General features: G+C 60.7%; 20 protein-coding genes. 9 read left to right on the plus strand and 11 right to left on the minus strand.

Annotation, left to right across the window (positions count from 1 at the left end):
• Positions 1-7: 7 nt before the first annotated feature.
• Entirely contained in the window at positions 8-1402 is a 1395-nt protein-coding gene (locus tag G5195_RS07150) for a PepSY-associated TM helix domain-containing protein (protein ID WP_227341886.1), read from the minus strand.
• Positions 1403-1670: 268 nt separating this feature from the next.
• Here G5195_RS07150 and G5195_RS07155 point away from each other — a divergent pair, with 268 nt between their 5' ends.
• The gene (locus G5195_RS07155) at positions 1671-2078 is read left to right on the plus strand and encodes a hypothetical protein (protein WP_100645004.1); all 408 of its coding nucleotides are present in this window, start codon (positions 1671-1673) and stop codon (positions 2076-2078) included.
• Positions 2079-2104: 26 nt separating this feature from the next.
• On the opposite strand, the gene G5195_RS07160 is transcribed toward G5195_RS07155, so the two are convergent.
• Both G5195_RS07160 and dbpA read right to left on the minus strand, forming a co-directional pair.
• Positions 2105-2395 carry a YkgJ family cysteine cluster protein gene (locus tag G5195_RS07160; RefSeq protein ID WP_005341481.1) on the minus strand — a complete coding sequence of 97 codons (291 nt, stop codon included), beginning with the start codon at positions 2393-2395 and terminating at the stop codon, positions 2105-2107.
• An 89-nt stretch (positions 2396-2484) separates the two neighbouring features.
• Positions 2485-3864 carry an ATP-dependent RNA helicase DbpA gene (gene dbpA, locus G5195_RS07165; protein WP_042053613.1) on the minus strand — a complete coding sequence of 460 codons (1380 nt, stop codon included), beginning with the start codon at positions 3862-3864 and terminating at the stop codon, positions 2485-2487.
• A 544-nt stretch (positions 3865-4408) separates the two neighbouring features.
• Between dbpA and G5195_RS07170 the strand changes: the two genes are divergently transcribed.
• Complete coding sequence (locus G5195_RS07170) at positions 4409-5614, plus strand: NupC/NupG family nucleoside CNT transporter (protein ID WP_216952829.1); 1206 nt, start codon at positions 4409-4411, stop codon at positions 5612-5614.
• 64 nt (positions 5615-5678) lie between these two features.
• Here the strand turns inward: G5195_RS07170 and G5195_RS07175 are convergent, their stop codons facing one another.
• Both G5195_RS07175 and G5195_RS07180 read right to left on the minus strand, forming a co-directional pair.
• Positions 5679-6179 carry a metal-dependent hydrolase gene (locus G5195_RS07175; protein WP_041234360.1) on the minus strand — a complete coding sequence of 167 codons (501 nt, stop codon included), beginning with the start codon at positions 6177-6179 and terminating at the stop codon, positions 5679-5681.
• A 125-nt stretch (positions 6180-6304) separates the two neighbouring features.
• Positions 6305-6754, minus strand: a complete 450-nt coding sequence (locus G5195_RS07180; RefSeq protein WP_064339342.1) for a YaiI/YqxD family protein — start codon at positions 6752-6754, stop codon at positions 6305-6307.
• 140 nt (positions 6755-6894) lie between these two features.
• On the opposite strand from G5195_RS07180, the gene zntB reads away from it, so the two are divergent.
• Positions 6895-7860, plus strand: a complete 966-nt coding sequence (gene zntB / locus G5195_RS07185; protein ID WP_005341467.1) for a zinc transporter ZntB — start codon at positions 6895-6897, stop codon at positions 7858-7860.
• Positions 7861-7873: 13 nt separating this feature from the next.
• Positions 7874-8386: a mechanosensitive ion channel domain-containing protein gene (locus G5195_RS07190; protein ID WP_005354921.1), complete on the plus strand. Its 513-nt coding sequence runs from the start codon at positions 7874-7876 to the stop codon at positions 8384-8386.
• Between the two features lie 142 nt (positions 8387-8528).
• Here the strand turns inward: G5195_RS07190 and G5195_RS07195 are convergent, their stop codons facing one another.
• The gene (locus tag G5195_RS07195; RefSeq protein ID WP_216952830.1) at positions 8529-8942 is read right to left on the minus strand and encodes a hypothetical protein; all 414 of its coding nucleotides are present in this window, start codon (positions 8940-8942) and stop codon (positions 8529-8531) included.
• A gap of 262 nt (positions 8943-9204) precedes the next feature.
• Between G5195_RS07195 and pulA the strand changes: the two genes are divergently transcribed.
• Entirely contained in the window at positions 9205-13269 is a 4065-nt protein-coding gene (gene pulA / locus G5195_RS07200) for a pullulanase-type alpha-1,6-glucosidase (RefSeq protein WP_421235995.1), read from the plus strand.
• Positions 13270-13479: 210 nt separating this feature from the next.
• Here pulA and G5195_RS07205 read toward each other — a convergent pair whose 3' ends face one another.
• On the minus strand, positions 13480-15945 hold the full coding sequence (locus tag G5195_RS07205; RefSeq protein WP_421235996.1) for a zinc/cadmium/mercury/lead-transporting ATPase: 2466 nt from the start codon (positions 15943-15945) through the stop codon (positions 13480-13482).
• A gap of 184 nt (positions 15946-16129) precedes the next feature.
• On the opposite strand from G5195_RS07205, the gene tpx reads away from it, so the two are divergent.
• Positions 16130-16630 (plus strand): thiol peroxidase, encoded by a 501-nt coding sequence (gene tpx, locus G5195_RS07210; protein WP_005341463.1) that lies wholly within the window; start codon positions 16130-16132, stop codon positions 16628-16630.
• Between the two features lie 58 nt (positions 16631-16688).
• Here the strand turns inward: tpx and G5195_RS07215 are convergent, their stop codons facing one another.
• Positions 16689-17516, minus strand: a complete 828-nt coding sequence (locus G5195_RS07215) for an ABC transporter substrate-binding protein (RefSeq protein WP_421222256.1) — start codon at positions 17514-17516, stop codon at positions 16689-16691.
• Positions 17517-17660: 144 nt separating this feature from the next.
• Here G5195_RS07215 and G5195_RS07220 point away from each other — a divergent pair, with 144 nt between their 5' ends.
• Positions 17661-18890 carry a DEAD/DEAH box helicase gene (locus G5195_RS07220; RefSeq protein ID WP_421222254.1) on the plus strand — a complete coding sequence of 410 codons (1230 nt, stop codon included), beginning with the start codon at positions 17661-17663 and terminating at the stop codon, positions 18888-18890.
• A gap of 3 nt (positions 18891-18893) precedes the next feature.
• On the opposite strand, the gene G5195_RS07225 is transcribed toward G5195_RS07220, so the two are convergent.
• Positions 18894-19724: a CPBP family intramembrane glutamic endopeptidase gene (locus G5195_RS07225; RefSeq protein ID WP_421222252.1), complete on the minus strand. Its 831-nt coding sequence runs from the start codon at positions 19722-19724 to the stop codon at positions 18894-18896.
• 162 nt (positions 19725-19886) lie between these two features.
• On the opposite strand from G5195_RS07225, the gene G5195_RS07230 reads away from it, so the two are divergent.
• Complete coding sequence (locus tag G5195_RS07230; protein WP_254204244.1) at positions 19887-20591, plus strand: substrate-binding periplasmic protein; 705 nt, start codon at positions 19887-19889, stop codon at positions 20589-20591.
• A 71-nt stretch (positions 20592-20662) separates the two neighbouring features.
• Here G5195_RS07230 and G5195_RS07235 read toward each other — a convergent pair whose 3' ends face one another.
• Positions 20663-20959 (minus strand): hypothetical protein, encoded by a 297-nt coding sequence (locus G5195_RS07235; RefSeq protein ID WP_005348860.1) that lies wholly within the window; start codon positions 20957-20959, stop codon positions 20663-20665.
• A gap of 66 nt (positions 20960-21025) precedes the next feature.
• Positions 21026-21400 carry a YacL family protein gene (locus G5195_RS07240; protein ID WP_031227767.1) on the minus strand — a complete coding sequence of 125 codons (375 nt, stop codon included), beginning with the start codon at positions 21398-21400 and terminating at the stop codon, positions 21026-21028.
• A 209-nt stretch (positions 21401-21609) separates the two neighbouring features.
• Here G5195_RS07240 and G5195_RS07245 point away from each other — a divergent pair, with 209 nt between their 5' ends.
• Positions 21610-22725 (plus strand): sugar diacid recognition domain-containing protein, encoded by a 1116-nt coding sequence (locus tag G5195_RS07245; RefSeq protein ID WP_421222251.1) that lies wholly within the window; start codon positions 21610-21612, stop codon positions 22723-22725.
• Positions 22726-22818: the final 93 nt, after the last annotated feature.

Genomic DNA, 22818 nt, shown 5'->3' on the forward strand with positions numbered 1-22818 from the left:
GGCGGGTTTAGCTGGCGCGCGCCGCCCTGAGCGGGTGACGGGAGAAAATCAGGGTATCCAGCAGCCAGATGGCGATCATGGATGTGCCCACCAGCGGGAAGGCGATCCCCAGCAGGATCAGCAGGGCGATGGCACCGCGCATCGGCGGGAGTTTGGCAGGCAGTGGCGGCGCGGCGAGACGCCCCTGCGGACGGCGGCACCACCAGATCCACAGACCACTCACGGCGCTGGCCAGCACCATCAGGCAGATGGTCAGCATGGCCAGCTGATGGGGCCAGCCGTAGAGCTTGCCCATGTGCAGCATGACGCCGCTCTCCACCGTCTTGGCAACCGTGCCGTAATCCTGCCAGCGCACATCGGCCAGCACCTTGCCGCTGTATTGATCGATATGCAGGGTGGCGTCGTTGCGTGGATCGTCGGCAAACAGGGCGATGGTGTAGACGCCGGTGGTGCCGACCGGCGGGGTGATGCTGTACCCCGGACTCACCTTCCGGGCAGTGGCGATATCCACCACCTGTTGCAGCGGGATCCGCTGGCTGGCCATCACCATTCCCTCGTGCTCGCCGTGGTTCATGGCGCCGTGATCGTGCCCCTCATCAACAGGCTGCGAGCTGGGCATGGGGGTGTTCTCCACCGCCCAGGGGACGGTCTGCTCGTGGGCCTGATTGAGGCTGCGAGCCAGCGGTGCCGATTTGGGCACCTCGTTCCACATGGCGGCGGGGAAGCGGTTCCAGACCGCGGCAAACTGATCGCCCCAGAAACCGGTCCAGGTCATGCCGCTCAACAGCAACAGCAGCAGGAAACCAGCGCCCCAGAAGCCGACCACTGCGTGCAGATCCCGCCACCAGAGGCGTCCGCGCTGGCTGACTCTGGGCCAAAGAATGCCACCCACCCCGGGCCCCTTGCGTGGCCACCAGAGGTAGAGGCCGCTCAGCAGCAGTACTAGCCCCCAGCCTGCCGCCAGTTCGATCAGCCGATCCCCCGTGGTGCCGAGCAGCAGGTCGGCGTGCAGGGAGCGGGCCACCGCTTGCAGATTCCACTTGTTATCCATGGTGCCGAGCAGGGCGCCGCTGGCGGGATCCATAAACAGGGTCAGTTCGCGCTCCCCCTGATTGACGATGAACTGAGCGCTCAGGTCGGGAGCGGCAGGCGGCAGGTATTTACGCAGGCTGGCATCGGGCATGGTCATCATCGCCTTGGCCAGCAGCTGGTCGGCACTCAGGGTCTGGCTGGCGGGGGCGACCTCCATCAGCTCTGGGTACATCAGGTTGTCGAGCTGGGGTTTGAACAGATAGACGATCCCGGTCAGTGACAGCAGGATCAGGAAAGGGGCGACAAAGAGACCGGCGTAGAAGTGCCAGCGCCAGATCCGTTGGTGATGACTCGAGTCCCTGTTTTTCATTGCACATCCTTGTTGAGGTGCCAAACCTTTCGGCAGGTGGAATGTTTGTGGCGGCGCGGATAATAGCAGTAACGTTTCGTTAACTGCAATCACACATCTTGAGATCGGTTCGGTGCGGGATGTCGGTAACATGAGGTGCCAACGGTTTGCCGGATAGGATGAGCACACTTTGGGGAAAGCCTGTTTGCTGCTGGACTTTTCCTTATAAATTATTACCTTGTGGTAACAATTTGCAGGCGATGGTGGTGGTAACGGAATGGGAGCAGTCATGCAGCCACATGGGCAATTTGACATGGAGCGCAGGGGCCAGATGCTGATCTGCCGCCCGAGTGGCCCCTTCAATCTGGCAGGTGCCATGGCCTATGAGGCGCGCTTTCGTCACGAACTGGCCGGTCTGATGGATGGCCCCTGGGGAATTGTCGAGGTCGCGACCGAGTTTGAAGCGGCCGGGCCCGAGGTGCTGGCCCGTTTTCGTCGCCAGTTTGGCTGGTGTGCCGAGAGTGGCTGTCAGTTTCTGGCTGTGGTTTTCGTAGGGGGCTTCAAGCGCTATCTGGCGGATAACATCTTCAAGGGATTACCCTTTCGGGCGGTACGTTACTTCGAGCAGGAGGCAGCGGCCATACAGTGGCTGGGAGAGCAGCTCAGCACTGCTCCCTGTGAACCTGCGAGCGCTTGACCACCCTTATCCTGACTGGCCTTGGCTCAATCCAGCTTGATAAACCACTTGTCCCGTTCGTCAACGCAGTCGGGTTCACCCATTTCGAATTCGCGGCAGATCAGCGGTCGCACCTCGTAGATACGGCACATCATGGTGTTGCGGTCGAGGGCGGCGCACCAGCCATCGTCCAGCCGGCGCATGACCGGTATCTCGCCATCCCGTTCCAGTACATAACGGTCCGGCACGCCGGTATCGGTAAAGAGCATCACTTCGAGGCGGCAGCAGCAGGCTTCGCAGTTCTGGCAGCTCACATCGGTTTGGATTGCTTGGGTCATGGTGCCTGTCTTGCCGCATGGCGGCATCGGAGATATGAAACAGGCGCCTGTCAGGCGCCTGTGGTCTGGCTAACGGCTTGCAAAGAACCTTAGCCCAGTTTGCGGGCGCGGTAGCTGCGACCCTTGATCTTGCCTTCCTGCAACCGCTTGAGGGCGGCGCTCGCCACGCTGCGCTTCACCGCGACGTAGGAGTACTGTTCGGAGATCTGGATCTTGCCCACGTCGGCGCCGGCAATGCCGCCTTCACCCGTCAGGGCGCCCAGAATGTCACCGGCCCGCACCTTGGTCTTGCGGCCTGCATCGATGGAGAGGGTCACCATCTGCGGGGCGATCGGCTTGATGTCGCGGCCGATGCTGTCGAGATCACCCAGCGGCATCGGAGCCTGCTGGTACTCTTCGATAAAGTTGACGCGCTGGGCCTCGTTCGGCTGATAGAGGCTCAGGGCCAGACCCTGCTGGCCAGCACGACCGGTACGGCCGATGCGGTGTACGTGCACTTCCGGATCATAGGTCAGCTCGTAGTTGATGACGGCGCCCAGCTCCTTGATGTCGAGGCCGCGGGCCGCCACGTCGGTGGCCACCAGAATGGTGGCGCTGCCGTTGGCAAAGCGCACCAGCACCTGATCCCGCTCGCGCTGTTCCAGATCGCCGTTCAGCGCCAGCGCTGAGAAGCCCTTGGCGGCCAGATGGTCGGCCACGTCGTTACAGGCGCGCTTGGTGTTGCAGAACACCACGCAGGAGCTGGGCTGGTAGTGACTCAGCAGCCAGGTGAGGGCGTCGAGGCGCTGACCGGCAGGCACTTCATAGAGCTTCTGTTCGATGGCGCTCCCCTCGTGCAGGGACTCCACGCTCACCTCGACCGGATTGCGCTGCACGCCGCGGCTCATCTGGGCGATCCCTTCCGGATAGGTCGCGGAGAAGAGCAGGGTCTGACGCTGTTGGGGGGCATAGCTGATGACCCGGTTGATATCTTCGCCAAAGCCCATGTCCAGCATGCGATCCGCTTCATCCAGCACCAGCGTCTTGAGGCCGGAGAGCTCCAGCGTACCTTGCTCCAGATGTTTGAGAATGCGACCCGGGGTGCCAACAGCGATGTGGGCACCAAAGCTCAGGGTGGCGGACTGCGGTGCGGTCGGGGTGCCGCCGCACAGGGTCACCAGCTTGACGTTGGGCAGGGCGCGCGCCAGACGACGGATCTCGGTGGCCACCTGATCCGCCAGTTCGCGGGTCGGGCAGAGCACCAGCGCCTGCACTTCGAGGCGGTTGACGTTGAGCTTGGCCAGCAGGCCGAGGCCGAAGGCGGCGGTCTTGCCGCTGCCGGTTTTTGCCTTGGCGATCAGGTCTTTGCCATCGAGCACCAGGGGCAGGCTCTGGGCCTGGATCGGGGTCATCTGCAGGTAACCCAGGCTGGTGAGGTTCTCTTGCAGGGCGGGGGAGAGATTGAGGCTGCTAAATTCGCTGTTGTTCACAAAAGGACTCTATTTCGGAGAAAACGGGGATGCGCGAGCGCTAAGGCCGCGCATCATACCAGAATGTGGCACCGGATGTGGCGGATTTTTGAACGGCTGGCCATGGGGGGCACATTATGGGGGTATTTGTTGCCAGATTGGTTGTGAGCAATATGTGAAAGGATATCGGGGTAATTATTCAAACATGCGTGTAATTATTTATTGCGGATAAACGTTTGCCATTTCTGTTGTTTAAATATAATGGTTGAAAAATATTCTATTGGCGAGTGTGGCATTAAGCACAATGTTGCGAAAATGATATCAAGATATTTTGGAGGGCCATGAAAATGCCATTTTAATTATGTAATATCATGTTTTTTAATGAATTTTTCGTCGTCAAAGTTGTGCGATTAATATCAGGTTGTTGCGTAATTAATTTAAAAACGTTTGTATTATCCTGCATGCATATTATTACACGGGATTGTGATGACTCTCTGATTTTTAAATGTGCAAATGTCTATGATGGCGCCGGTCGAAAATTACAATTCACTCAGGTGCTACAGGTATGGAATACGTTCACTTTGTGCTCGGACTGGTGATGGTCCTCGCTCTTTCTCTGCTGGCTAACCGCCACAACTGGAGACAGATCAAGCTGCGTTATATCGGCCAACTGCTGGTGGTCGAGCTGGCGCTGGCCTGGTTCATGTTGAACTCGGAAGTGGGTCTGGCTGTGGTGGGTGGCTTCGCGGCCGGCTTCACCAAGCTGATGGAGTTTGCCAAGCAGGGAACCGACTTTGTATTTGGCGGCATGATGAATGAAGGTTCATTTACCTTCTTCCTGATGGTGTTGATGCCCATCGTCTTCATCTCCGTGTTGATCGGTATTCTGCAGTACATCCGCCTGTTGCCGCTGGTGATCCGCGGTATCGGTACCGTGTTGGCCAAGATCAACGGCATGGGCAAGCTGGAGTCCTTCAACGCCATCAGCTCCATGATCGTCGGTCAATCCGAGAACTTCATCGCGCTCAAGAACATCCTGCCGCACCTGAACGAGAAGCAGATGTACACCCTGGCGGCAACGGCCATGTCCACCGTCTCCATGTCCATCGTCGGTGCCTACATGCAGCTGATCGAGCCGCGTTACGTGGTGGCTGCGCTGGTGCTCAACATGTTCAGCACCTTTGTCGTGCTGTCGCTGATCAACCCCTACGAGCCGGACAATACCGTGACCGATGCCAAGGCGCTGGCCGAGGGCGACGAGCACCATACGCCGAAGAGAGAGAACTTCTTCGAGATGCTGGGCGAGTACATCATGGCCGGTTTTTCCGTGGCCGTTATCGTGGCGGCCATGCTGGTGGGCTTTATCGCCTTGATTGCCCTGGTCAACTACCTGTTCGAGCTGGCGTTTGGTGTCAACTTCCAGTACGTCATGGGCTACCTCTTCTATCCAATCGCCTGGATCCTGGGTATTCCGAGTGGTGAAGCGCTGCAAGCGGGTTCCATCATGGCGACCAAGCTGGTGACCAACGAGTTCGTGGCCATGATGGATCTGGGCAAGATTGCTGCCGAGCTCTCCCCGCGTACCGTCGGCATCCTCTCCATCTTCATGGTCTCTTTCGCCAACTTCAGCTCCATCGGCATCATCGCCGGTGCAGTAAAAGCGCTGAACGAAGAGAAAGGCAACATGGTTTCGCGCTTCGGTCTGAAGCTGGTCTACGGTTCAACTCTGGTCAGCCTGCTCTCTGCTGTTATCGCAGGCATCATGATCTGATCCTCTAGTGGCATCTGCCACGGTTTGAGCCCCTGACCTCGTCAGGGGCTTTTTTATTTCTGGCTTACAGGCGCCAGCCGCACCACCAGCCGGCAACCAGCAGGGTGAGGGTGCAAAAGCCGGTTTCGATGGCGCCGCCACTGCGCAGCGGCCAGCCCGGCAGGCGGTAACGGCGCTTGATGGGCCAGAAGAGCGGAATGCCCGCCGGGGTGAGCCAGTCCCCCAGCAGATGGCTGAGGTAGCCGACGATCAGGGCATCCTTGACCCCCATGGGCAAGGTGTCCGGCGGCAGGCTCTGGTTCAGCCCCCAGACGGCGGCGGCGACCGCCAGCAGACTGTGGGTGAAACCGCGATGGCCGAACAGCCGCGACAGAGGTTTCGAGATCCACGGCAGTCGCTGCCCCAGCACAGATTTGGGGTGGTCGAGGTCGGGCAACAGGGCGCTGGCCAGCGCGGCAGGGATGGTCTGCCACAGACTGGCATCTGCCAGGGCCGGAGTGAGCTGCAGTTTGTGGGCGATCAGGGTGCAGGTAACGGAGAAGAGCAGGTGCCCTTGGGCGGTCATGATGATTACGGCGTGGACAAGATGGCGGCGCATCTTACCAGCCTGACGGTTGTGGTCAGCTCTTATTTTAAAAATCAGGATGTTACGGCGAAAAAGCGCCCAAATTGGGCGCCTTTATAGCCTATTTATAACTTGCCTTTGACCAGCCACTTGTCGAGGGCGTTGGCGAAGCGCTGCTTGTCGGCGGCATTGAAGGGGGCCGGGCCGCCGGTTTGCACGCCGGCCGAGCGCAGCTCTTCCATAAAGTTGCGCATGCCGAGCCGCGCCTTGATGGTCTCGCGGGTGTAGATCTCGCCGCGGGGATTGAGTGCCTCGCCGCCAGCATCGATCACCCAGGAGGCGAGGGGGATATCACCGGTGATCACCAGATCGCCGGGCTGAACCTGCTGGGCGATGACATGATCTGCCACATCGAATCCCTTCTCCACCTGCTGGGTTTTGATGAAAGGCGAGGGGGGCACCCGCAATCCCTGATTGGCCACCAGGGTGGTGACGATCTGGGCGCGGTGGGCGGCGCGGTAGAGGATCTCCTTGACCGGAATGGGGCAGGCATCGGCATCAACCCAGATGGGCATGGCATGGTTTCCTGTAGTGAACGCGGATGGAAAACGAGAGCTGGCATGTTAACACAGGCCTCCCCTTCCCGGCGCGGGGCTGAGTCGGCCCCGCCTTTGGTGTAAGCTGGGGCCAGCATATGAAACGAGAAGGAGACGAGATGGATCGGGTGCCCGGTGAAGTGATTTATGCCCTGACCCTGGATGGCAAGGGTGGCATGGCGCCGCTGACGGCGGGAAGCGAAGTCCCGGCGGCACATCCCGGCTGGCTGCATCTGGATTACGGCAATCCCGATTCGGCGCGCTGGCTGTTGCAGACCCCTTTGCTCAGCGAGGCGGCCAGGGAGTCGCTGCTCGGCCAGAGCAATCGTCCCAAGCTGGTGCGGATGGGGGAGACGGTGCTGCTGATCCTGCGCGGCATCAACCACAACAAGGATCACAGGCCCGAAGAGATGGTGGCGCTGCGCATCTTCATCACCCCGGATCTCATCATCAGCAGCCGTCGTCGTCCGCTGCTCTCCGAGCAGGATGTCTTCAACCAGCTCAAGCTGGGGGGCGGCGCCGATACCCCGGCCGACTGGCTGGTGGAGATTTGTGATGCCCTGACCGATCGGGCGGGGGAGTTTGTCGAGGAACTGCACGACAAGATCCTCGATCTGGAGGAGATGGTGCTGATGCGCGACATGCCCGCCAATGGCCGCTTGGCGCTGATCCGCAAGCAGCTCATCATGATCCGCCGCTACCTCTCCCCCCAGCGGGATCTGGTGGCGCGCCTTGCCAACGAGAAGATCAGCTGGCTGGATGAGGATGATCGCCGTCGTCTGCTCGATATCGCCGACCGGCTGCGGCGCTGGCTCGACGACCTCGATGCGGGAGTGGCACGCACCGCTGTGCTGGCAGACGAGATCAACAATCTGATGGCGGAGGCGACCAACCGCCGCGCCTACCAGATGTCGGTGATGGCGCTGCTCTTTTTACCTGCCAGCTTCCTGACCGGCTTGTTTGGCATCAACCTGGGGGGCATTCCCGGGGCCGAGAATCCGACCGCCTTCTGGGTCTTCTGTGGTTCGCTGGTGGCGCTGGCCAGCGGGCTGGCTATCTGGCTCAAACATCGGCGCTGGTGGTAAGGAGGCATAACCCATGTGGCAATCAATTGGTCTGACCCTGCTGCTGTTGCTGGGGCATACCCTGATCCGGCGGCTGATTCACAAGAGCCTGCTGGCGCTCGGTCAGAGCAGGCAGGTGAGCGAGAACCGGGTGCTCTACGTGGCCCATGTGTTCCACTTCCTGCTCGGCTGTGCCACCTTGCTGGTGCTGGCCGGGGTGTGGGGGCTCGACTTCTCCCGACTGGTGGTGCTCGCCTCCTCCTTCTTTGCGGTATTGGGGGTCGCCATGGTCGCCCAGTGGTCGATCCTCTCCAACATCACCGCCAGCATCACCATCTTCTTCGCCTTCCCCTACAAGATTGGCGACCGGATCCGCATCCTCGACAAGGATGATTCGGTCACCGGCGTCATCACCGAGATCGGCCTCTTCTATGTGCGGGTGCGTGATGACAACGGCGATCTGGTCACCTATCCGGCCAACCTGATCCTGCAAAAGCCGGTCAGAAAGCTGGAGGGCAAGGTGGCGGAGCCGTTGCAACCGGAGTAGCAGGACATTTGCTGCCGGGGGGCTGGGCGTAGCGAGGAGTGATGCTCTGGTGTAAATCCACCACGCCTTCATTCGACACAGGCTATTGTGGATGCGTGCTGCGGCCACAATAGCCAGAACGACTCAACAGTTGGCTCCGCAGCTAGATCTCCTGTTGTGAGAGATCGGCCTGCGGCTTGTGTTGCCAGATTGCGCCGAGCAGCAACTTGAGCAGCAGTCCGGGCGGGTTGTCCAGCAGTTTGCCGGACTCCAGCAGCAACTGGCCATCGGCGCGAAATCCGAGGCTGGCATCTATGGTGCCATCCTCCGAGACCACCTGGATCAGGCCATTGAGGGCGGAGCGCTCACCGGGCTGACAGCGCAGCCGCAGTTCGCGGGGTTCCCCCAGCAGAGTGAAGGCGCGGCTCAGCGGGGGTGAGTCTTCATAATCGGGCCAGTTGAAGAAGTGATACTGTTCGGCCAGGGCGCCAGCCTGCTGGCAGAACTGGTCGAACAGCTGCCCGATCGCCTGATACTCCTGATCGAGTCGTCTTGCCTGCTCTTCAATCCGTTTCATTGCTTACTCCTTGTCTATCCACTTGATCAGACATTGCTTTTCTGACCCCGTGACTGCCGTTTTCCAGATATGAGGCCAAATGGCCGCGAGGTCTGTGAGCCGGATCGAAGTTTCAGTCTGAAAACGTTATCTTGTTGAAACTGGATGGTTTTTTTGCCCTCTCGCTCACATTTGAATCGATTGCCGCTGATTAATATGGCACCGCCTGGCAATGACCGGGTGCTCGACTATCGAGACTAACTACAGCGGGAATTATAAAAATATGGATATGAAAAAGACCAAAGTGGCGCTGGTAACAGCCTCACTGCTCGCGCTTTTGTCTGGCTGTAATGACAACAGCTCTGATGCCTCCGGTGTGAACCCCGTCCCCCCTACACCGCCTACACCTGAAGTCACCGATGGGCCTGTCGCTCGTCTGCCCAAGATGGATCCCCCGAAAGAGTTGCTGGTTGCCGGCGACAATCAGGTGGTCATTGCACTGGTGGATACCCAGTCGGCAGCCAAAGGCGCCAAGGCACCGTTTGACAGCTACAGCCTGCACCTTTGGAACAACGACGCCTGCCAGGCAACGGCAGATAGCGGCCTGAATACCGGGTGGGATGACAAGAGCAAGACACCGGCCACCGCCGACAGCTTTGGTCCGGCCTGGGTCGTTCCGCTCAACAAGGTGGAAGGGTGCATCAACTTTATCGCCCGCAACGGCGATCTGGCCAACCTGACCGGCAGCGATATGAAGGTGATCTTCAGTGAGCACCCGGATCGCACCGTGGCCATTGTCGCGGGCAAGAAAGATCTGTTTGGCAGCCGTGCCGAAGCCTTTACCGCCGCCTTTGGCGTGGCGGGGGCCAGCGCTCATTTGATCGATGGCAATACCCTGATTTGGCAAGGGGGCAAGGACAAGCCCCACGTTCGCCTCTATTACACCGACTCGGGCACCATCAAGGCCAATGCCGATGGGGTGTTCGATTTCCCCTATATCAGCCTGACCGCGACCAGCCTGACTGCCGAGCAGCAGGCCAAATATCCGCACCTCAAGGATGCGGCCGCCTTTGCCCTGCCTGCCGGGAAAGATCTCAAGCCCCTGCTCAAGGGTGAGCTGGTGGCTATCGGCACCGATGCCGACGGTATCCTGCAGGGGGCGACCCTGGTGCAGAGCGCCGGCGCCCTCGATGCGCTCTATGCTCCCGAGGCGACCAAGCTGAGCTATGGCGCCGTGGTGGAGGGTAACCGGGTGACCTTCCGCCTCTGGGCGCCGACCGCCAAGTCGGTCAAGCTGGCCCTCTACAACGCCAGCCACCAGAAGAGTGGTGAAGTGGCGATGACCTTCGACAGCGCCAGCGGCAGCTGGAGTTACGAAGGGGGCAGCGAGCTGATCGGCCAGTTCTACCGCTACGACATGGAGGTCTACCACCCGCTGAGCCGCAAGGTCGAGCACTACGAGGTGACCGATCCCTACTCCCTGAGTCTGGCGATGAACTCCGAGTTCAGTCAGGTAGTGGATCTCGACGATCCGGCCCTGAAACCGGAAGGATGGGACAGCCTCAAGGCGCCCCACAGCCAGCAGAACCCCGCCGATATCACCATCTATGAGGCCCATGTTCGTGACCTGACCGGTAACGATGCCTCCACCGATGAAGAGAAGCGCGGCAAGTTTGTCGGCCTGACCCAGCCCGACTCTGTACCGGTCAACCATCTGAAAGCGCTGGCAAAGAGCGGCGTCAGCCACCTGCACCTGCTGCCGGTGTTCGATATCGCCACCGTCAACGAGGATCCGGCCAAGGTGGCCAATCTCGGCGATGACTTCAGCAAGCTCTGTCAGGTCAATCCGGATGTGAAAACATCCAGATTTGGCGGCTACTGTGGTGGCGGTCAGACCGTGGGAGATGTGCTGGCCGACCTGCAAGGGGGCGACAGCAAGGATAATCCGCAGGTGCAGGAGCTATCCGGTTACCTGCGCGGCGTCGACTCCTTCAACTGGGGTTATGATCCCTACCACTACACCACGCCGGAAGGCTCCTACGCCACCAACGCCGAGGGCACCAAACGTATTCTGGAGTTCCGCGAGATGGTCAAGGCCATCAAGCAGAACATCGGCATGAACGTGGTGATGGATGTGGTCTACAACCATACCAACGAATCCGGGCTCGGCCCCAAGTCGGTGCTCGACAAGATAGTGCCTTGGTACTATCAGCGCCTCAATCCGGAGACCGGCTCGGTGGAGAACTCCACTTGCTGCTCCAACACGGCGCCGGAACACGCCATGTTTGCCAAGCTGATGGATGACTCCCTGGTCACCTGGGCGCGCGACTACAAGATCGACGCCTTCCGCTTCGACCTGATGGGCCACCATCCGAAAGATCAGATGGTGCAGGCGCTGGCCGCGGTGAAGAAGGTCAATCCCGAGATGTACTTCTACGGCGAGGGGTGGAACTTCGGCGAAGTGCAGGATGACAAGCGCTTCGTGCAGGCTACCCAGAAGCATCTGGGCGGTACCGGTATCGGCTCCTTCTCCGATCGCTTGCGCGATGCGGTGCGCGGCGGCAGTCCGTTCGACGGTGGCGATACCATTCGCAAGACCCAGGGCTTTGGCAACGGTGCCTTCGTCGATCCTAACGAAATGAGCAAGGTGGATCTGGCGACGGCCTTGCACCAGTCCGATCTGGTGCGGCTCGGCATGGCGGGCAACCTCAAGGAGTTCGTGCTGACCGACAAGGATGGCATGCCGAAGAAAGGCGCCGAGATCGACTACAACGGTCAGCCTGCCGGTTATGCCCAGGATCCGGTGGAAGTGCAGAACTATGTCGACAAGCACGACAACCAGACCCTGTTCGACAACCTGATCTACAAGGCGCCTGCCGGAGCCGATCTGGTGCGGATGCAGGGGGTCTCGCTGGCGACTGCCATGCTGGGTCAGGGCATTCCCTTCACCCACGCCGGTGTCGAGCTGCTGCGTTCCAAATCCATGGAGCGGGACAGCTATGACTCGGGCGACTGGTACAACAAGGTCGACTACACCCTGGGCGACAACAACTTCGACAAGGGGTTGCCGCGCAAGGACAAGGATGGCGACAACTATCCGCTGATTGAGCAGGTGCTCGGCAAGCATGCCAAGCCGGGCTCGGCCGAGATGGCGCAGATGGTGAGCTTCTATCAGGAGCTGGCGGAGCTGCGCAACTCCTCCCGCCTGCTGCGTCTGGGCAGTGGCGCCGAGGTGATCAAGCGGGTCGACTTCCGCAATACCGGCCCGGATCAGGTGCCCGGCCTTATCGTCATGACGGTGGATGATGGCGTCAGGGCCGGGGCGGATCTGGATCCGGCCATCGACGGCCTGGTGGTGATGATCAACGCCAGCAACCAGAGCCAGAGCATCGGTGACTTCCGTGACGGTAACGATCAGCCGATCGATCTGAGCGGTATGGTGCTAAGCAGCAAGCATCGCGCAGTCGACAGCATCGCCAGCGGCGCCGCCTATGATAACGGCCAGCTGACGCTGGGGGCCTGGTCTGCCGCTGTGTTCGTCAAGCCGCAGTCTGGTGCACAGGGCGCGGGCCTGCCGGTCAGCAAGAAGACCGACCTGAGCACCCTGCCACCGTTTGGCAACACCGATGTTTATCTGAAGGGGTTCCTCGATGAGTGGGGCAACACCAACCAGATGACCTTCAGCGGCAACTTTATGTACGAGTTCACTACCGAGGTGAGCACCGACAAGCTGGGTACCACCAACGTCAAGATCGCTGACGCCAGCTGGGGGCCGGTCAACTACGGCAGCTGTAACGCCGGTGACAAGCTGGTGGTTGGCACTCCGCTGACCCTTTGCAAGGGGGGAGAAACCGGCAATATCGGTGTCGATCTGGCCAAGGCAGGCAGCTACAAGTTTGTCTTTACCGCCATGAACAAGGACAAACCGACCCTGAGCGTCAGCTTCACCGAGCCTGTGCAGAGCTGCAAGGTGCTGGATACGGTGGCGGGCAATCCGCTTGGCTACAACCTCTTCGTCAAGGGTGAGCTCTCCGGCTGGGGAGCCCAACCTCAGTACCAGCTGAGCTACAAGGGGATGGACGGCGATCTCGCCATCTATCAGGCGGCGTTCAACTACGCTGGCAGCACCGAGTTCAAGGTCGCCAACGAGGACTGGAGCAAGGAGTACCTGCTCAACGGTGGCGGCGCGGTGAACGCTGAAACCGGCTATTCGTTCGCCTTCTCCAAGGGGGGCAGTGCCAATAACAGCATCACCTTGCCGCAGGGGCTGTGGAGTGTGCTGGTGAAGGTTGACCCGGCTGGCGTCAAGGCAGGTACTGCCGTCATTCAGGAGTGCAGCGTCAAGTAAGCAAGCCATTGAGTCCGGGGGATGGCTCGGCGCCCCCGGGTTGAATTCCACCTTGCCAAGGGTGGGATAACTCCGAGAGAGTAAGCAAAGCGCGACTGCCGACCGGCAGGCGCGCTTTTTCTTTTACGGGGTGCCGTGAGAGAAATGAGAGGAAAAAGAAAAGCCGTCCCGGTTGGGGGACGGCTTTTGGCTGGGATGCCATTGGCTGGCTTAACGCTTGCGCAGCAGCCGCAAGGCGTTGGCGGTCACCAGCGCGGTGGCGCCGGTATCGGCCAGCACCGCAATCCACAGTCCGGTGATGCCGAGCAGGCTGGTGACCAGGAAGATGGCTTTAAGCCCCAGCGCCAGCGCAATATTCTGGTGAATATTGGCCAGTGCCGCCCGCGACAGCCGGATCATCGCGGCAATACCGCCGAGCTGGTTGTGGGTCAGCGCCGCATCGGCGGTCTCCAGCGCCACATCGGTGCCGCCCCCCATGGCGATGCCGATACTGGCCCGCTTCATGGCGGGGGCATCGTTGATGCCATCGCCGATCATGGCAACCTTCCGGGTGCTGGCCAGCTTGGCGATCTCTTCTACCTTGTTCTCCGGCAGCAGACCGGCGCGCCAGCCCATGCCCAGCTCGGTGGCGATCGCCTCGGCGGCACGGGGGTTATCGCCGGTCAACATAATGCTGTTGAGCCCGAGCCGGTTGAGCTCTTGCAGCGCAGCCGCCGCCTCCGGCCGGATCTGATCCCGCAGCGCCAGCAGGGCGACCGGCAGCGCCTGGTCGCCGCTGCTCTGGCATAGCACGACCACCGTCTTGCCCTGTTGCTCCAGCGAAGCAATCCGGGTTTGCTGTTCTGTATTCAGGGTCGCCACCCGGCTCGGTGCCAGCAGTTGCCACAGTTCACCGTTGATGCGTCCCTCAACCCCCATGCCCGGCAGTGCGCGCAGGTCGCGGGCCTCCGCCAGCGAGAGTCCCTGTTCGGTCGCGTTGGCGACCACGGCGCGGGCCAGCGGGTGGTGGGAGCCCTGCTCGATGGCAGCCGCCAGCGCCAGCAACTCGGTCTCCGGTTGGTCATTGAGGCTGACCAGCTCGGTCAGTTGCGGCTTGCCCAGGGTCAGGGTGCCGGTCTTGTCAAAGGCGACGGTATCGATATGGGCCAGTCGCTCCAGTGCGGCCCCCCCTTTGATCAGCGCTCCCTGACGGGTGGCGGCGGCCAGCGCCGAGGTAACCGCTGCCGGGGTAGAGATGACCAGCGCGCAGGGGCAGCCGATCAGCAGCAGCGCCAGCCCGCGATAGATCCACTCGTCCCAGCTCTGGCCGAAGGCAAGGGGCGGTACCAGCACCACCAGCAGAGCAACCAGCATCATGGCCGGGGTATACCAGCGGCTGAAGCGGTCGATAAAGCGCTCGATGGGGGCGCGCTGGCTTTCGGCCTCCTCGATGAGGTGCAGAATGCGGTCGATGGCGTTGTTGCCGGGTTCGGACACCACCTCAAGGCGCAGCACCCGATCGGCAGCCAGACTACCGGCCGGCACCTTGTCCCCCTGGCGACGTTCCACCGGAATGGATTCACCGGTCAGGGCGCTTTCGTCAAACGCACCGAGCTCATTGAGCAGGCGGGCGTCGGCAGGTAGACGGGCACCCGGGGCGATTTCGATGATATCGCCGGGATGCAGCTCATCGGCAGCTACCTCTTCCCGCACCTCGCCCTCGGCAGTGGTACGGATCCGCAGCGCCTTGTCAGGCACCAGCGCCATCAGGGCTGTGACCCCGGCACGGGCGCGTCCGGCGGCGTAGGCCTCCAGATGTTCACCCAGCATAAAGAGCAGCAGCACCATGGCCGCTTCGGCGGTCTCGCCGAGAAACAGGGCCCCCACGGCGGCCACCGTCATCAAGGTCTCGATGGCGAAGGGGGAGCCGCTTTTGGTCAGCGCCCACGCCTTGCGGGAGATAGGCCACAGCCCCCAGAGGGTCGCCAGGGTAAAGAGTGGCTGACCGAGCTCTTTCGGCAGCAGGGCGGCGACCAGCATCAGGCCGGCCAGTGACAGTGGCTGCCAATATTTGCCCAAAAAGTGACTGGGCTCCTTGCCGAACAGGTTGCCTAGCAGGGTCGGTTGTGACGCTTGCTCGCGGCCAGCTGCCTGCTTGCCAGCACTTTCCCCCTTGAGCTGGAAACCGGCGGCCAGCACAGCGGCGGTGACGGGGTCGGGGGAGATGCCTGGGGCCAGATCCACCACCAGCTTCTCGGTGGCAAACAGCACGCGTGCCTGCTGCACGCCGCTCACCCGGCTGACGGCTGTCTCTATCTTGCCGGCGCAGCTGGGGCAATCCATCCCCAGCACCTGCCAGCTGTGGCGACTGTTGCTTTGTTCTGGCGCCACCAGCGGGGCGGCTGGTGGCATATCGTGCTGATATTCATCTTCATGCTCATGATCGTGAGCCGGCGATAAGGGGGCGCTGCAGCACGTTTGAGTGTGGCAACTTCCTCGGGGAGGCTCTTCATCCCCGGGTGATCCATTACCGTCACGGGATGGGTGCTCATTAGGCGTCGGGGTTGAGCAGCCACTGACGGGAGTGGTGTTGTCGCAGCAGTGGCTATCGTGGTGATGTTCACTCTGGCCGGTGGTCGCCTTGCTGACGGCCTTGATGGGGGCGACATGCTGATGATTGCAGCAGGATTTGCTCATGATGAGTCCCTCTTGATGGATCCCGCCCCTGCGAGATCCCTGATTACTGAGGGGAAGTCTAAACCTTGGTGTTAAGTCCAAGGTCAACCCCTTTATATCCCTTGTCTTCGCGGGTGTTTGTCTGGTCCCGCCGCCCCTATACTGATCACCCGGATTTTTACTACACCAATAAAGGACATAACACATGAGCAACTCAGTCACTCTGCAAGGCAACCCGGTTTCCGTCGCTGGTCACTTCCCGGTCGCCGGTGAGCAAGCCAAGCCCTTCTCTCTGGTGGCCAAGGATCTCTCCGACGTGACCCTGGCAAGCTTTGCCGGTCAGCGCAAAATCCTGAACATCTTCCCGAGCGTCGATACCCCAACCTGCGCGACCTCTGTGCGCAAGTTCAACGAGCAGGCCAGCGCGCTGGAGAACACAGTCGTGCTGTGCATCTCCGCCGATCTGCCGTTCGCCCAGTCCCGCTTCTGCGGCGCCGAAGGTCTGGACAAGGTAGTGACCCTCTCCACCCTGCGCGGTGCGGCCTTCATGGAAGATTATGGCGTTGCTTTCTCTTCTGGTCCGCTGGTCGGTCTGACCGCTCGCGCCATCGTGGTGCTGGATGGTGACAACAAGGTGCTGCATAGCGAGCTGGTCGCCGAAGTGGCCGACGAGCCGAACTACGCTGCTGCGCTGGCCGTGCTATAAGGCTGCAAGCCATAAAAAATCCCGCTTCGGCGGGATTTTTTATGCGGGAATTGTCCGTTCAGGGCGTTGCGGGCGGGGTGGTCGCCGGTTCAGCCTTGGCGGGTGGGGAGGGTTGCCACTCCACATAGGGGCGGTGGATCTTCTCGTAGATCTCGGCCAGTTTGCCGGTGGCGGCGAGTTGCTCAATGGAACGACTTAAAAATTCGTCTATTTCATCCCCGCTCCCCCCTTTCTGGATGATGAAGACATCCTCGAAATCACCAAAGAATTCACGGCGAATATTGGTCAGCTTCAGATTTTTCAGCATCAGGTCCGCCTCTTCTTGTGCCCAGACAAAGGCGTCTATGCGACCCCGAGACAGTTTGCGCAGTGACTGCTCGATACTCATCGAGCGCTGTACCGAGAAGGGCATATAGTCGGGAACGGCTTCAATCAGCAGATCCCGTTTGGTGGGCACTATGCCATAGGCCATATCTGTGGTGACCGGATGGGCAGTATTGCTGTAAATCACATGGGCCACCTTGCCAAAGCTGCGGGTACTGAAACGGTAGGGGAGCATATCGACCTCCCTGAGATTGCGGATGGCGGGCAGACCGAGATCTGCCTTGCCAGCGATCACTCCGGCCATGGCCCGGGCGATGGGATAGATGGTGATTCTGATGGTCACATCGGGATGAAGATCGTCGATGGCGCGCACTAAATCAACGAAAGGTCCTGTCTTGTCGGCATTGATCAGTCCCGGCAGCTCACCGAGATGCGCGTTAAGAGTACGCACCGGTTTGGCCTGTTCGGCCGCACTGTCGCTCGCCGTGCTGCCGGACAGGCCGAGAGTCGCGCTGCCGAGCAGGGTGACCACGAGCAGCAGAAGGGGGATGTGTCTGGTCATGACGTGTCTCTCTTGGTGATGGGTCAGCTAAAGTGTAGTCAGACCGTCGCCAGCGCCCCTCGGCCAGGCCATCATGGATAGGGTTTTACTTCTCGGCCCCCGCTCACTAGACTTCGCCTCCCACTTCTTTGTTGACGTAGCGCCATGACCTTTAGCGAACTTGCCCTCCATCCCGCTCTGCTTGCCTCTTTGCCCGCCACCTTGCAGACGCCGACCCGCATCCAGCAGCTGGCCATTCCGGCGGCGCTGGCGGGGCAGGATCTGCTGGCGCTGGCCCAGACCGGCAGCGGCAAGACGCTGGCGTTTGGCTTGCCGCTGCTGCAACGGCTGGATCCTGCCTCCAGCCAGGTGCAGGGTCTGGTGCTGGTGCCAACCCGCGAGCTGGCGATTCAGGTCACTGCCGCGCTAAAAGAGGGCGCCGAGGCGCTGGGGTTGCGCATCGTGACGTTGTGTGGTGGCGTTGCGCAGGAGCGGCAACAGGCCGAGCTAGCGCTGGGGCCACAGCTGCTGGTGGCGACGCCGGGGCGGCTGCGGGATCTGCTGACCCAGCAACTGTTGGGGCTGGATGGTTTGCAACTGCTGGTGCTGGATGAAGCGGATCGCTTGCTGGAGATGGGCTTTGCTCCCGACATCAAGGCGCTGCTCGGCTTTATTCCGGCGGATCGCCAGACCCTGCTCTTCTCCGCCACCTTGCCTGCCGAGCTGGAGGCGCTGGCCAACGGCCTGCTGCGCGAGCCAACCCGTATCGAGGCCAACCCCCTCAACAGCGTGGTGAACGAGATCGAAGAGCGGCTCTATCTGGTCAACAAGAGCAGCAAGGTACCGGCGCTTATCAGCTTGCTCAAGGAGCAGGCGTGGCCGCAGGTGCTGGTCTTTATCAGTGTGCGGGATGATGCCGACGGGGTTGCCAGAAAGCTGGCAAAGGCGGGCATTGCGGTGGCCGCCCTTCATGGCGAGAAGGAGCAGGCGGTGCGCGAGCAGGCGCTCGGCGATTTCAAAGAGGGCAAAATTCGGGTGCTGGTGGCCACCGACCTGATGGCGCGCGGCATCCATGTGGAGGCGCTGCCGGTGGTGATCAATCTGGACTTGCCCGCCAGCGCCCCTGTCTATGTACACCGCCTCGGTCGTACCGCCCGGGCTGGCCGCGATGGGTTGGCCATTTCGCTGGTCTGCCATGGCGAGAGTGACATGCTGCAAGCTATCCGCACCCTGACCGGCCGCGAGCTGCCGTTGGGCGATCTGGCGGGATTCCCGGTCACCGACCAGCCTGCCAGCGGGGAGGGCAAACGCCCCCCTCGTGACAAGCAGGCCAATCGCCGTACCCAGGCCAAACGCAGCGTCAAGCAGTTCAAAGGCAAGACGCCGCGTAGTTGAGCGTCAGGCTCGGGCCAGCGGGTAGGTGAAGAGCGCCAGATGGGCGAAGTTGAAGGCGAAGTGGATCAGGATGGCCACGGAGAGTCGCCCGCTGAGCTGGAATGCCAGGCCGTAGCAGCAGCCTGCCAGGGTCGCAAACAGCGCCAGCAGTGGGCCACTGGGCAGGTGGATGGCTCCGAACAGTAGCGCAGCCACGATGATGCCAATCCAGGGGCGGTAACGTTCGGTCAGCGCCTGCTGGATCGCGCCGCGAAACAGCGCCTCTTCCGCCACGCAGGTGAACAGCAGATTGTTGAGTGCAAACAGCCACCACCAGTGGGGCAGACCCACTTCCGGTTTCAGTGCCCCCAACTGCCAGGCGATGACCAGCAGAGCACCCAGCGGCAGCAGCAACAGCGCCAGCGGGCGCCAGCGGATTGCGCCCCCCTTGCCCAGCAGCATCGGGCAGGCCAGCAGCAAGCCAAAGAGCAGCAGCGGTTTGTCGAGGTTCAGATACATGTTGAACGGCACGCTGGCGGGGCCTGCCAGCGCCTGATCCAGCACCTTGAGATTGTTGAAGCCGGGGATCAGGTGCAGGGTCAGCGCCACCGCCCATGCCAGCAGGGCTGACCATGCGAGGGGGCGGCTATGGCCGGAGAAGGTGGGCAGACGCCAGGCCAGCAGCAGGGCTGCCAGCGTCACCAGCAGTGCGGTCGTGGTGATGCGATCCAGCCAGAGCGCCAGCAGCAGAGCCACAGCAAGCAGCAGGAAACCTGGCAGGCGTTGGCGTGCCATACAGAGCAGGGTGGCCAGTGCCAGTGCTGCCCAGATCAGTATGTCAGGTAGGGGTAACATCGGAACTCCTCTGTAATAAAAGCGCTGCACCTTAGCAGGGGCGTTGGCGCAAAGGCAACCAGACCGGGTTATTTGGGTCAGCCTCCTATACTGAACTGGAGAGTAAAGAGAGGGATGGCGATGAAGCACTATGGCTGGTTGTTCTGTTGTTGGTGTGGATGGTTGTCATGCGCCCCCCTGTCGCTGGTAACCGGAGATTTTTCGCCCTATTCCGGGGCCGGGCTGCCTGATGGTGGGCAGAGCACCCGGTTGGTGACGACCCTGCTGCGCGAGGCTGGCTATGACGAGCTGAAGGTGGATTACCTACCATGGAACCGGGGCTACGAGCTGGTTCGCAACGGCCTGGCATCCGCCACCTTCCCTTATGCCTGGACGCGTGAGCGAGCCAAGCTGTTCTATTACAGCGCCCCCATTCATATCGATCACCTCTCCTGGTTCACCTATCGTGGCAGTGATGCGGTACTCGATGGCAAGTGGCAGGGGTTGAGAGTCTGTATTCCCGCCAGCTGGAGCACCAGTCACGCAGATGAGGTGATTGCCCGTTTTTCATTGCGGCTCACTCGCCCCAAGAGTTTGGTGCAATGTCTGCAACTGCTTGAGCGGAAACGGGTTGATCTGATGCCGATGAATGATGCGGTGACGGCGGACGCCAGCATGCAGGTGTTCGGCGACCCGAACTATCTGCAACCGCTCCCCTATTTTCGCCAGCGGGATACCTTCTATTTGCTGGTGTCGCGCAAGATGCAAAATGGACGCGAACTGATAGAACGCTTCAACGAAGCCTTGGCTGCGGCACGTGCCAGTGGCCATTACGACCAACTGGTTCCCTGGGGACAGCCACGTCTGCTGCGCTGTGAGCAACCCTGAGTCAGAGCAGATTGGCACCAATTAAAAAGCCGGAGCAGTGGCTCCGGCTTTCTTTATGCCTTCAGGGGCGATTAGCGGCCTGATTCTGCGATCACGCGTGCGATGATATCGGCGCGCTTGCCGGCTTCCAGTTCGCCCAGGGCGATCAGGCCAGCCTTGAAGATGACGTTCTTCGGCAGGCTGACGTCGTCCAGCGTGGCGATCGCTTCAACGTGCATGCCGTTCAGACGGCTGGCATCGCGCGGGCTCAGGTTGACCTGAGTGTTCATCACCTGCTTGCCTTTCTTCTTGGCAGGTGCAGCCGCTTTCTTGGTGGATTCCTGTTCTTCGTCTTCCGGCAGTTCGTCATCAAAATCGTAAATAGACATAGTCAATCCTGTTGAGTTAGGCAAAAGGGCACGTTTGCCCGACATAGTAATCCGACATTGGGTCAATCAGCCCATATCCTCGTTACGGATAAAGGCGCGCCAGGAGCCGAGCACCTGGGCAAAATCTTCCAGCCCGCACATGGCCAGCTGTTCATCATCGTAGTAGGCGAGATCGTCAAGATCCTCACCCAGCTCGATATTGAGGGCGTTGGCTTTCACCTCCGCCTCTTCATGGGTCAGCAGCAGGGAGTAGTCACCGCCGTTGAGCCGGTATTCGACTCGGGTGCGGTTGGAGAGCTGATCAATGATGGAGAAGAGCTCGTCGAGCTTCTCCTCATCCTTGCCAACCTCGTCGATCAGCCACTGACCGATGGCTTCATGGCCCATGGAGAACCGGGCGCGATAGCCACCAAACGGGTCGCGGCGAAATTCATAATCCATAGCACAGTCCAGATCGGAGGGATGGGCCAGCACGGGCAGGCGGGTGCAAGCACGCAATTCCTGCTCCATGGCGGGGCACACATCGGGTAAAGTGGCCTATTCTAGCGATCCCCCTCTCGCTTGTCTTGATGATGTGGCATCTTTGCGCCCATGTGCCCTGAATCGCCTCGTGGTGACGTAGCCAGATCAGCCCCTTGTCCGGAGATGTTATGCAGCTAAACGATAACCTTGCCCGCCAGATCGTCGCGCGGGCGATGAAGATCCTCTCCTTTTCGGTCAACGTGATGGACGAACACGGCCTCATCATTGCGTCCGGCAATCCGGAGCGGATCCATCAGCGTCACGAAGGGGCCGTGCTGGCGCTCACTGAAAACCGGGTGGTGGAGATTAGCGAAGCGACAGCCCTGCAGCTCAAAGGGGTGCGACCAGGCATCAATTTGCCCATCTCCTATCAGGGGGAGCTGATCGGGGTGATCGGCATCTCCGGCGATCCGGAGGAAGTGCGTGCTTACGCTGAGCTGGTGCGAATGACCGCCGAGCTGATCCTGGAGCAGGCGGCGCTCACCGAGCAGCTGCAGTGGGACAAGCGCCACAAGGAGGAGCTGGTGTTGCAGCTCATTCGTGGTGAGGGGCGAGTCGATCAATTGCAGCAGGCGGCCCGTTTTCTCGGACTGGAGTTGGCCCAGCCTCGGGTGGTGGCCGTGCTGGCGCTGGAGGAGGCGGATCCGGCTCGTCTGCGAGAGCTGGTCCATCAGCTGGAAAATCCGGAGCGGGACAATCTGGTCGCCATCAACGGGCTCGACGAGATAGTGGTGCTCAAACCGGCGCAGTTGAGTGAGGGCGTCTGGCAATCGGCGCAGGAGCGCAGCCGGATCAAGCAGTTGCTGGCCCGCATTCCCCACTTCAAGGTGCATATCGCGGTGGGCGATTACTTCGCCGGGATCGACGGGCTGGCGCGCTCTTACCAGACGGCGCGGGATACCCTGCGCCGTGGCATGCGGCAGGCGTCGCGCAAACAGGTCTACTTCTTTGAGGACTACCGTTTGCCGGTGCTGCTGGGGAGTCTGGCGGACTCCTGGCAGGCGGATCAGCTGCGCGCACCGCTGCAGAAACTGGCCCGGGAAGATGGCAAGGGGGCGCTGCAGAAGACCCTGCGCCACTATTTCTTGCAGGATTGTGATCTGCATCGCTGTGCCGAAGCGCTGTTCATTCACCCCAATACCCTGCGCTATCGGCTGGGGCGGATAGAGCAGATAACCGGGTTGAATTTCAACAAGTTAGACGACAAATTTTTGCTCTATCTCGGCCTTAATCTCGACTTGTGATTGTGAATTTAGACAAAAAAATACATTTATATGATGTGATTTTTGGTTAATCAGCCAAAGCATTCTGATTGCAGATCTCCATAATGGCGGCCA

The organism is Aeromonas sp. 601039 (assembly GCF_049174415.1).
Lineage (GTDB): Bacteria > Pseudomonadota > Gammaproteobacteria > Enterobacterales > Aeromonadaceae > Aeromonas > Aeromonas veronii_A.

Coding starts and splice junctions, on each gene's coding strand:
- G5195_RS07245 (WP_421222251.1), top strand. CDS start 21,610: ATGCAGCTAAACGATAACCTTGCCCGCCAGATCGTCGCGCGGGCGATG.
- G5195_RS07195 (WP_216952830.1), bottom strand. CDS start 8,942: ATGAAACGGATTGAAGAGCAGGCAAGACGACTCGATCAGGAGTATCAG.
- G5195_RS07170 (WP_216952829.1), top strand. CDS start 4,409: ATGGAATACGTTCACTTTGTGCTCGGACTGGTGATGGTCCTCGCTCTT.
- G5195_RS07235 (WP_005348860.1), bottom strand. CDS start 20,959: ATGTCTATTTACGATTTTGATGACGAACTGCCGGAAGACGAAGAACAG.
- G5195_RS07180 (WP_064339342.1), bottom strand. CDS start 6,754: ATGCCCATCTGGGTTGATGCCGATGCCTGCCCCATTCCGGTCAAGGAG.
- G5195_RS07190 (WP_005354921.1), top strand. CDS start 7,874: ATGTGGCAATCAATTGGTCTGACCCTGCTGCTGTTGCTGGGGCATACC.
- G5195_RS07205 (WP_421235996.1), bottom strand. CDS start 15,945: ATGAGCAAATCCTGCTGCAATCATCAGCATGTCGCCCCCATCAAGGCC.
- G5195_RS07150 (WP_227341886.1), bottom strand. CDS start 1,402: ATGAAAAACAGGGACTCGAGTCATCACCAACGGATCTGGCGCTGGCAC.
- G5195_RS07225 (WP_421222252.1), bottom strand. CDS start 19,724: ATGTTACCCCTACCTGACATACTGATCTGGGCAGCACTGGCACTGGCC.
- zntB (WP_005341467.1), top strand. CDS start 6,895: ATGGATCGGGTGCCCGGTGAAGTGATTTATGCCCTGACCCTGGATGGC.
- tpx (WP_005341463.1), top strand. CDS start 16,130: ATGAGCAACTCAGTCACTCTGCAAGGCAACCCGGTTTCCGTCGCTGGT.
- G5195_RS07220 (WP_421222254.1), top strand. CDS start 17,661: ATGACCTTTAGCGAACTTGCCCTCCATCCCGCTCTGCTTGCCTCTTTG.
- G5195_RS07240 (WP_031227767.1), bottom strand. CDS start 21,400: ATGGATTATGAATTTCGCCGCGACCCGTTTGGTGGCTATCGCGCCCGG.
- pulA (WP_421235995.1), top strand. CDS start 9,205: ATGGATATGAAAAAGACCAAAGTGGCGCTGGTAACAGCCTCACTGCTC.
- G5195_RS07215 (WP_421222256.1), bottom strand. CDS start 17,516: ATGACCAGACACATCCCCCTTCTGCTGCTCGTGGTCACCCTGCTCGGC.
- G5195_RS07160 (WP_005341481.1), bottom strand. CDS start 2,395: ATGACCCAAGCAATCCAAACCGATGTGAGCTGCCAGAACTGCGAAGCC.
- G5195_RS07175 (WP_041234360.1), bottom strand. CDS start 6,179: ATGACCGCCCAAGGGCACCTGCTCTTCTCCGTTACCTGCACCCTGATC.
- G5195_RS07155 (WP_100645004.1), top strand. CDS start 1,671: ATGCAGCCACATGGGCAATTTGACATGGAGCGCAGGGGCCAGATGCTG.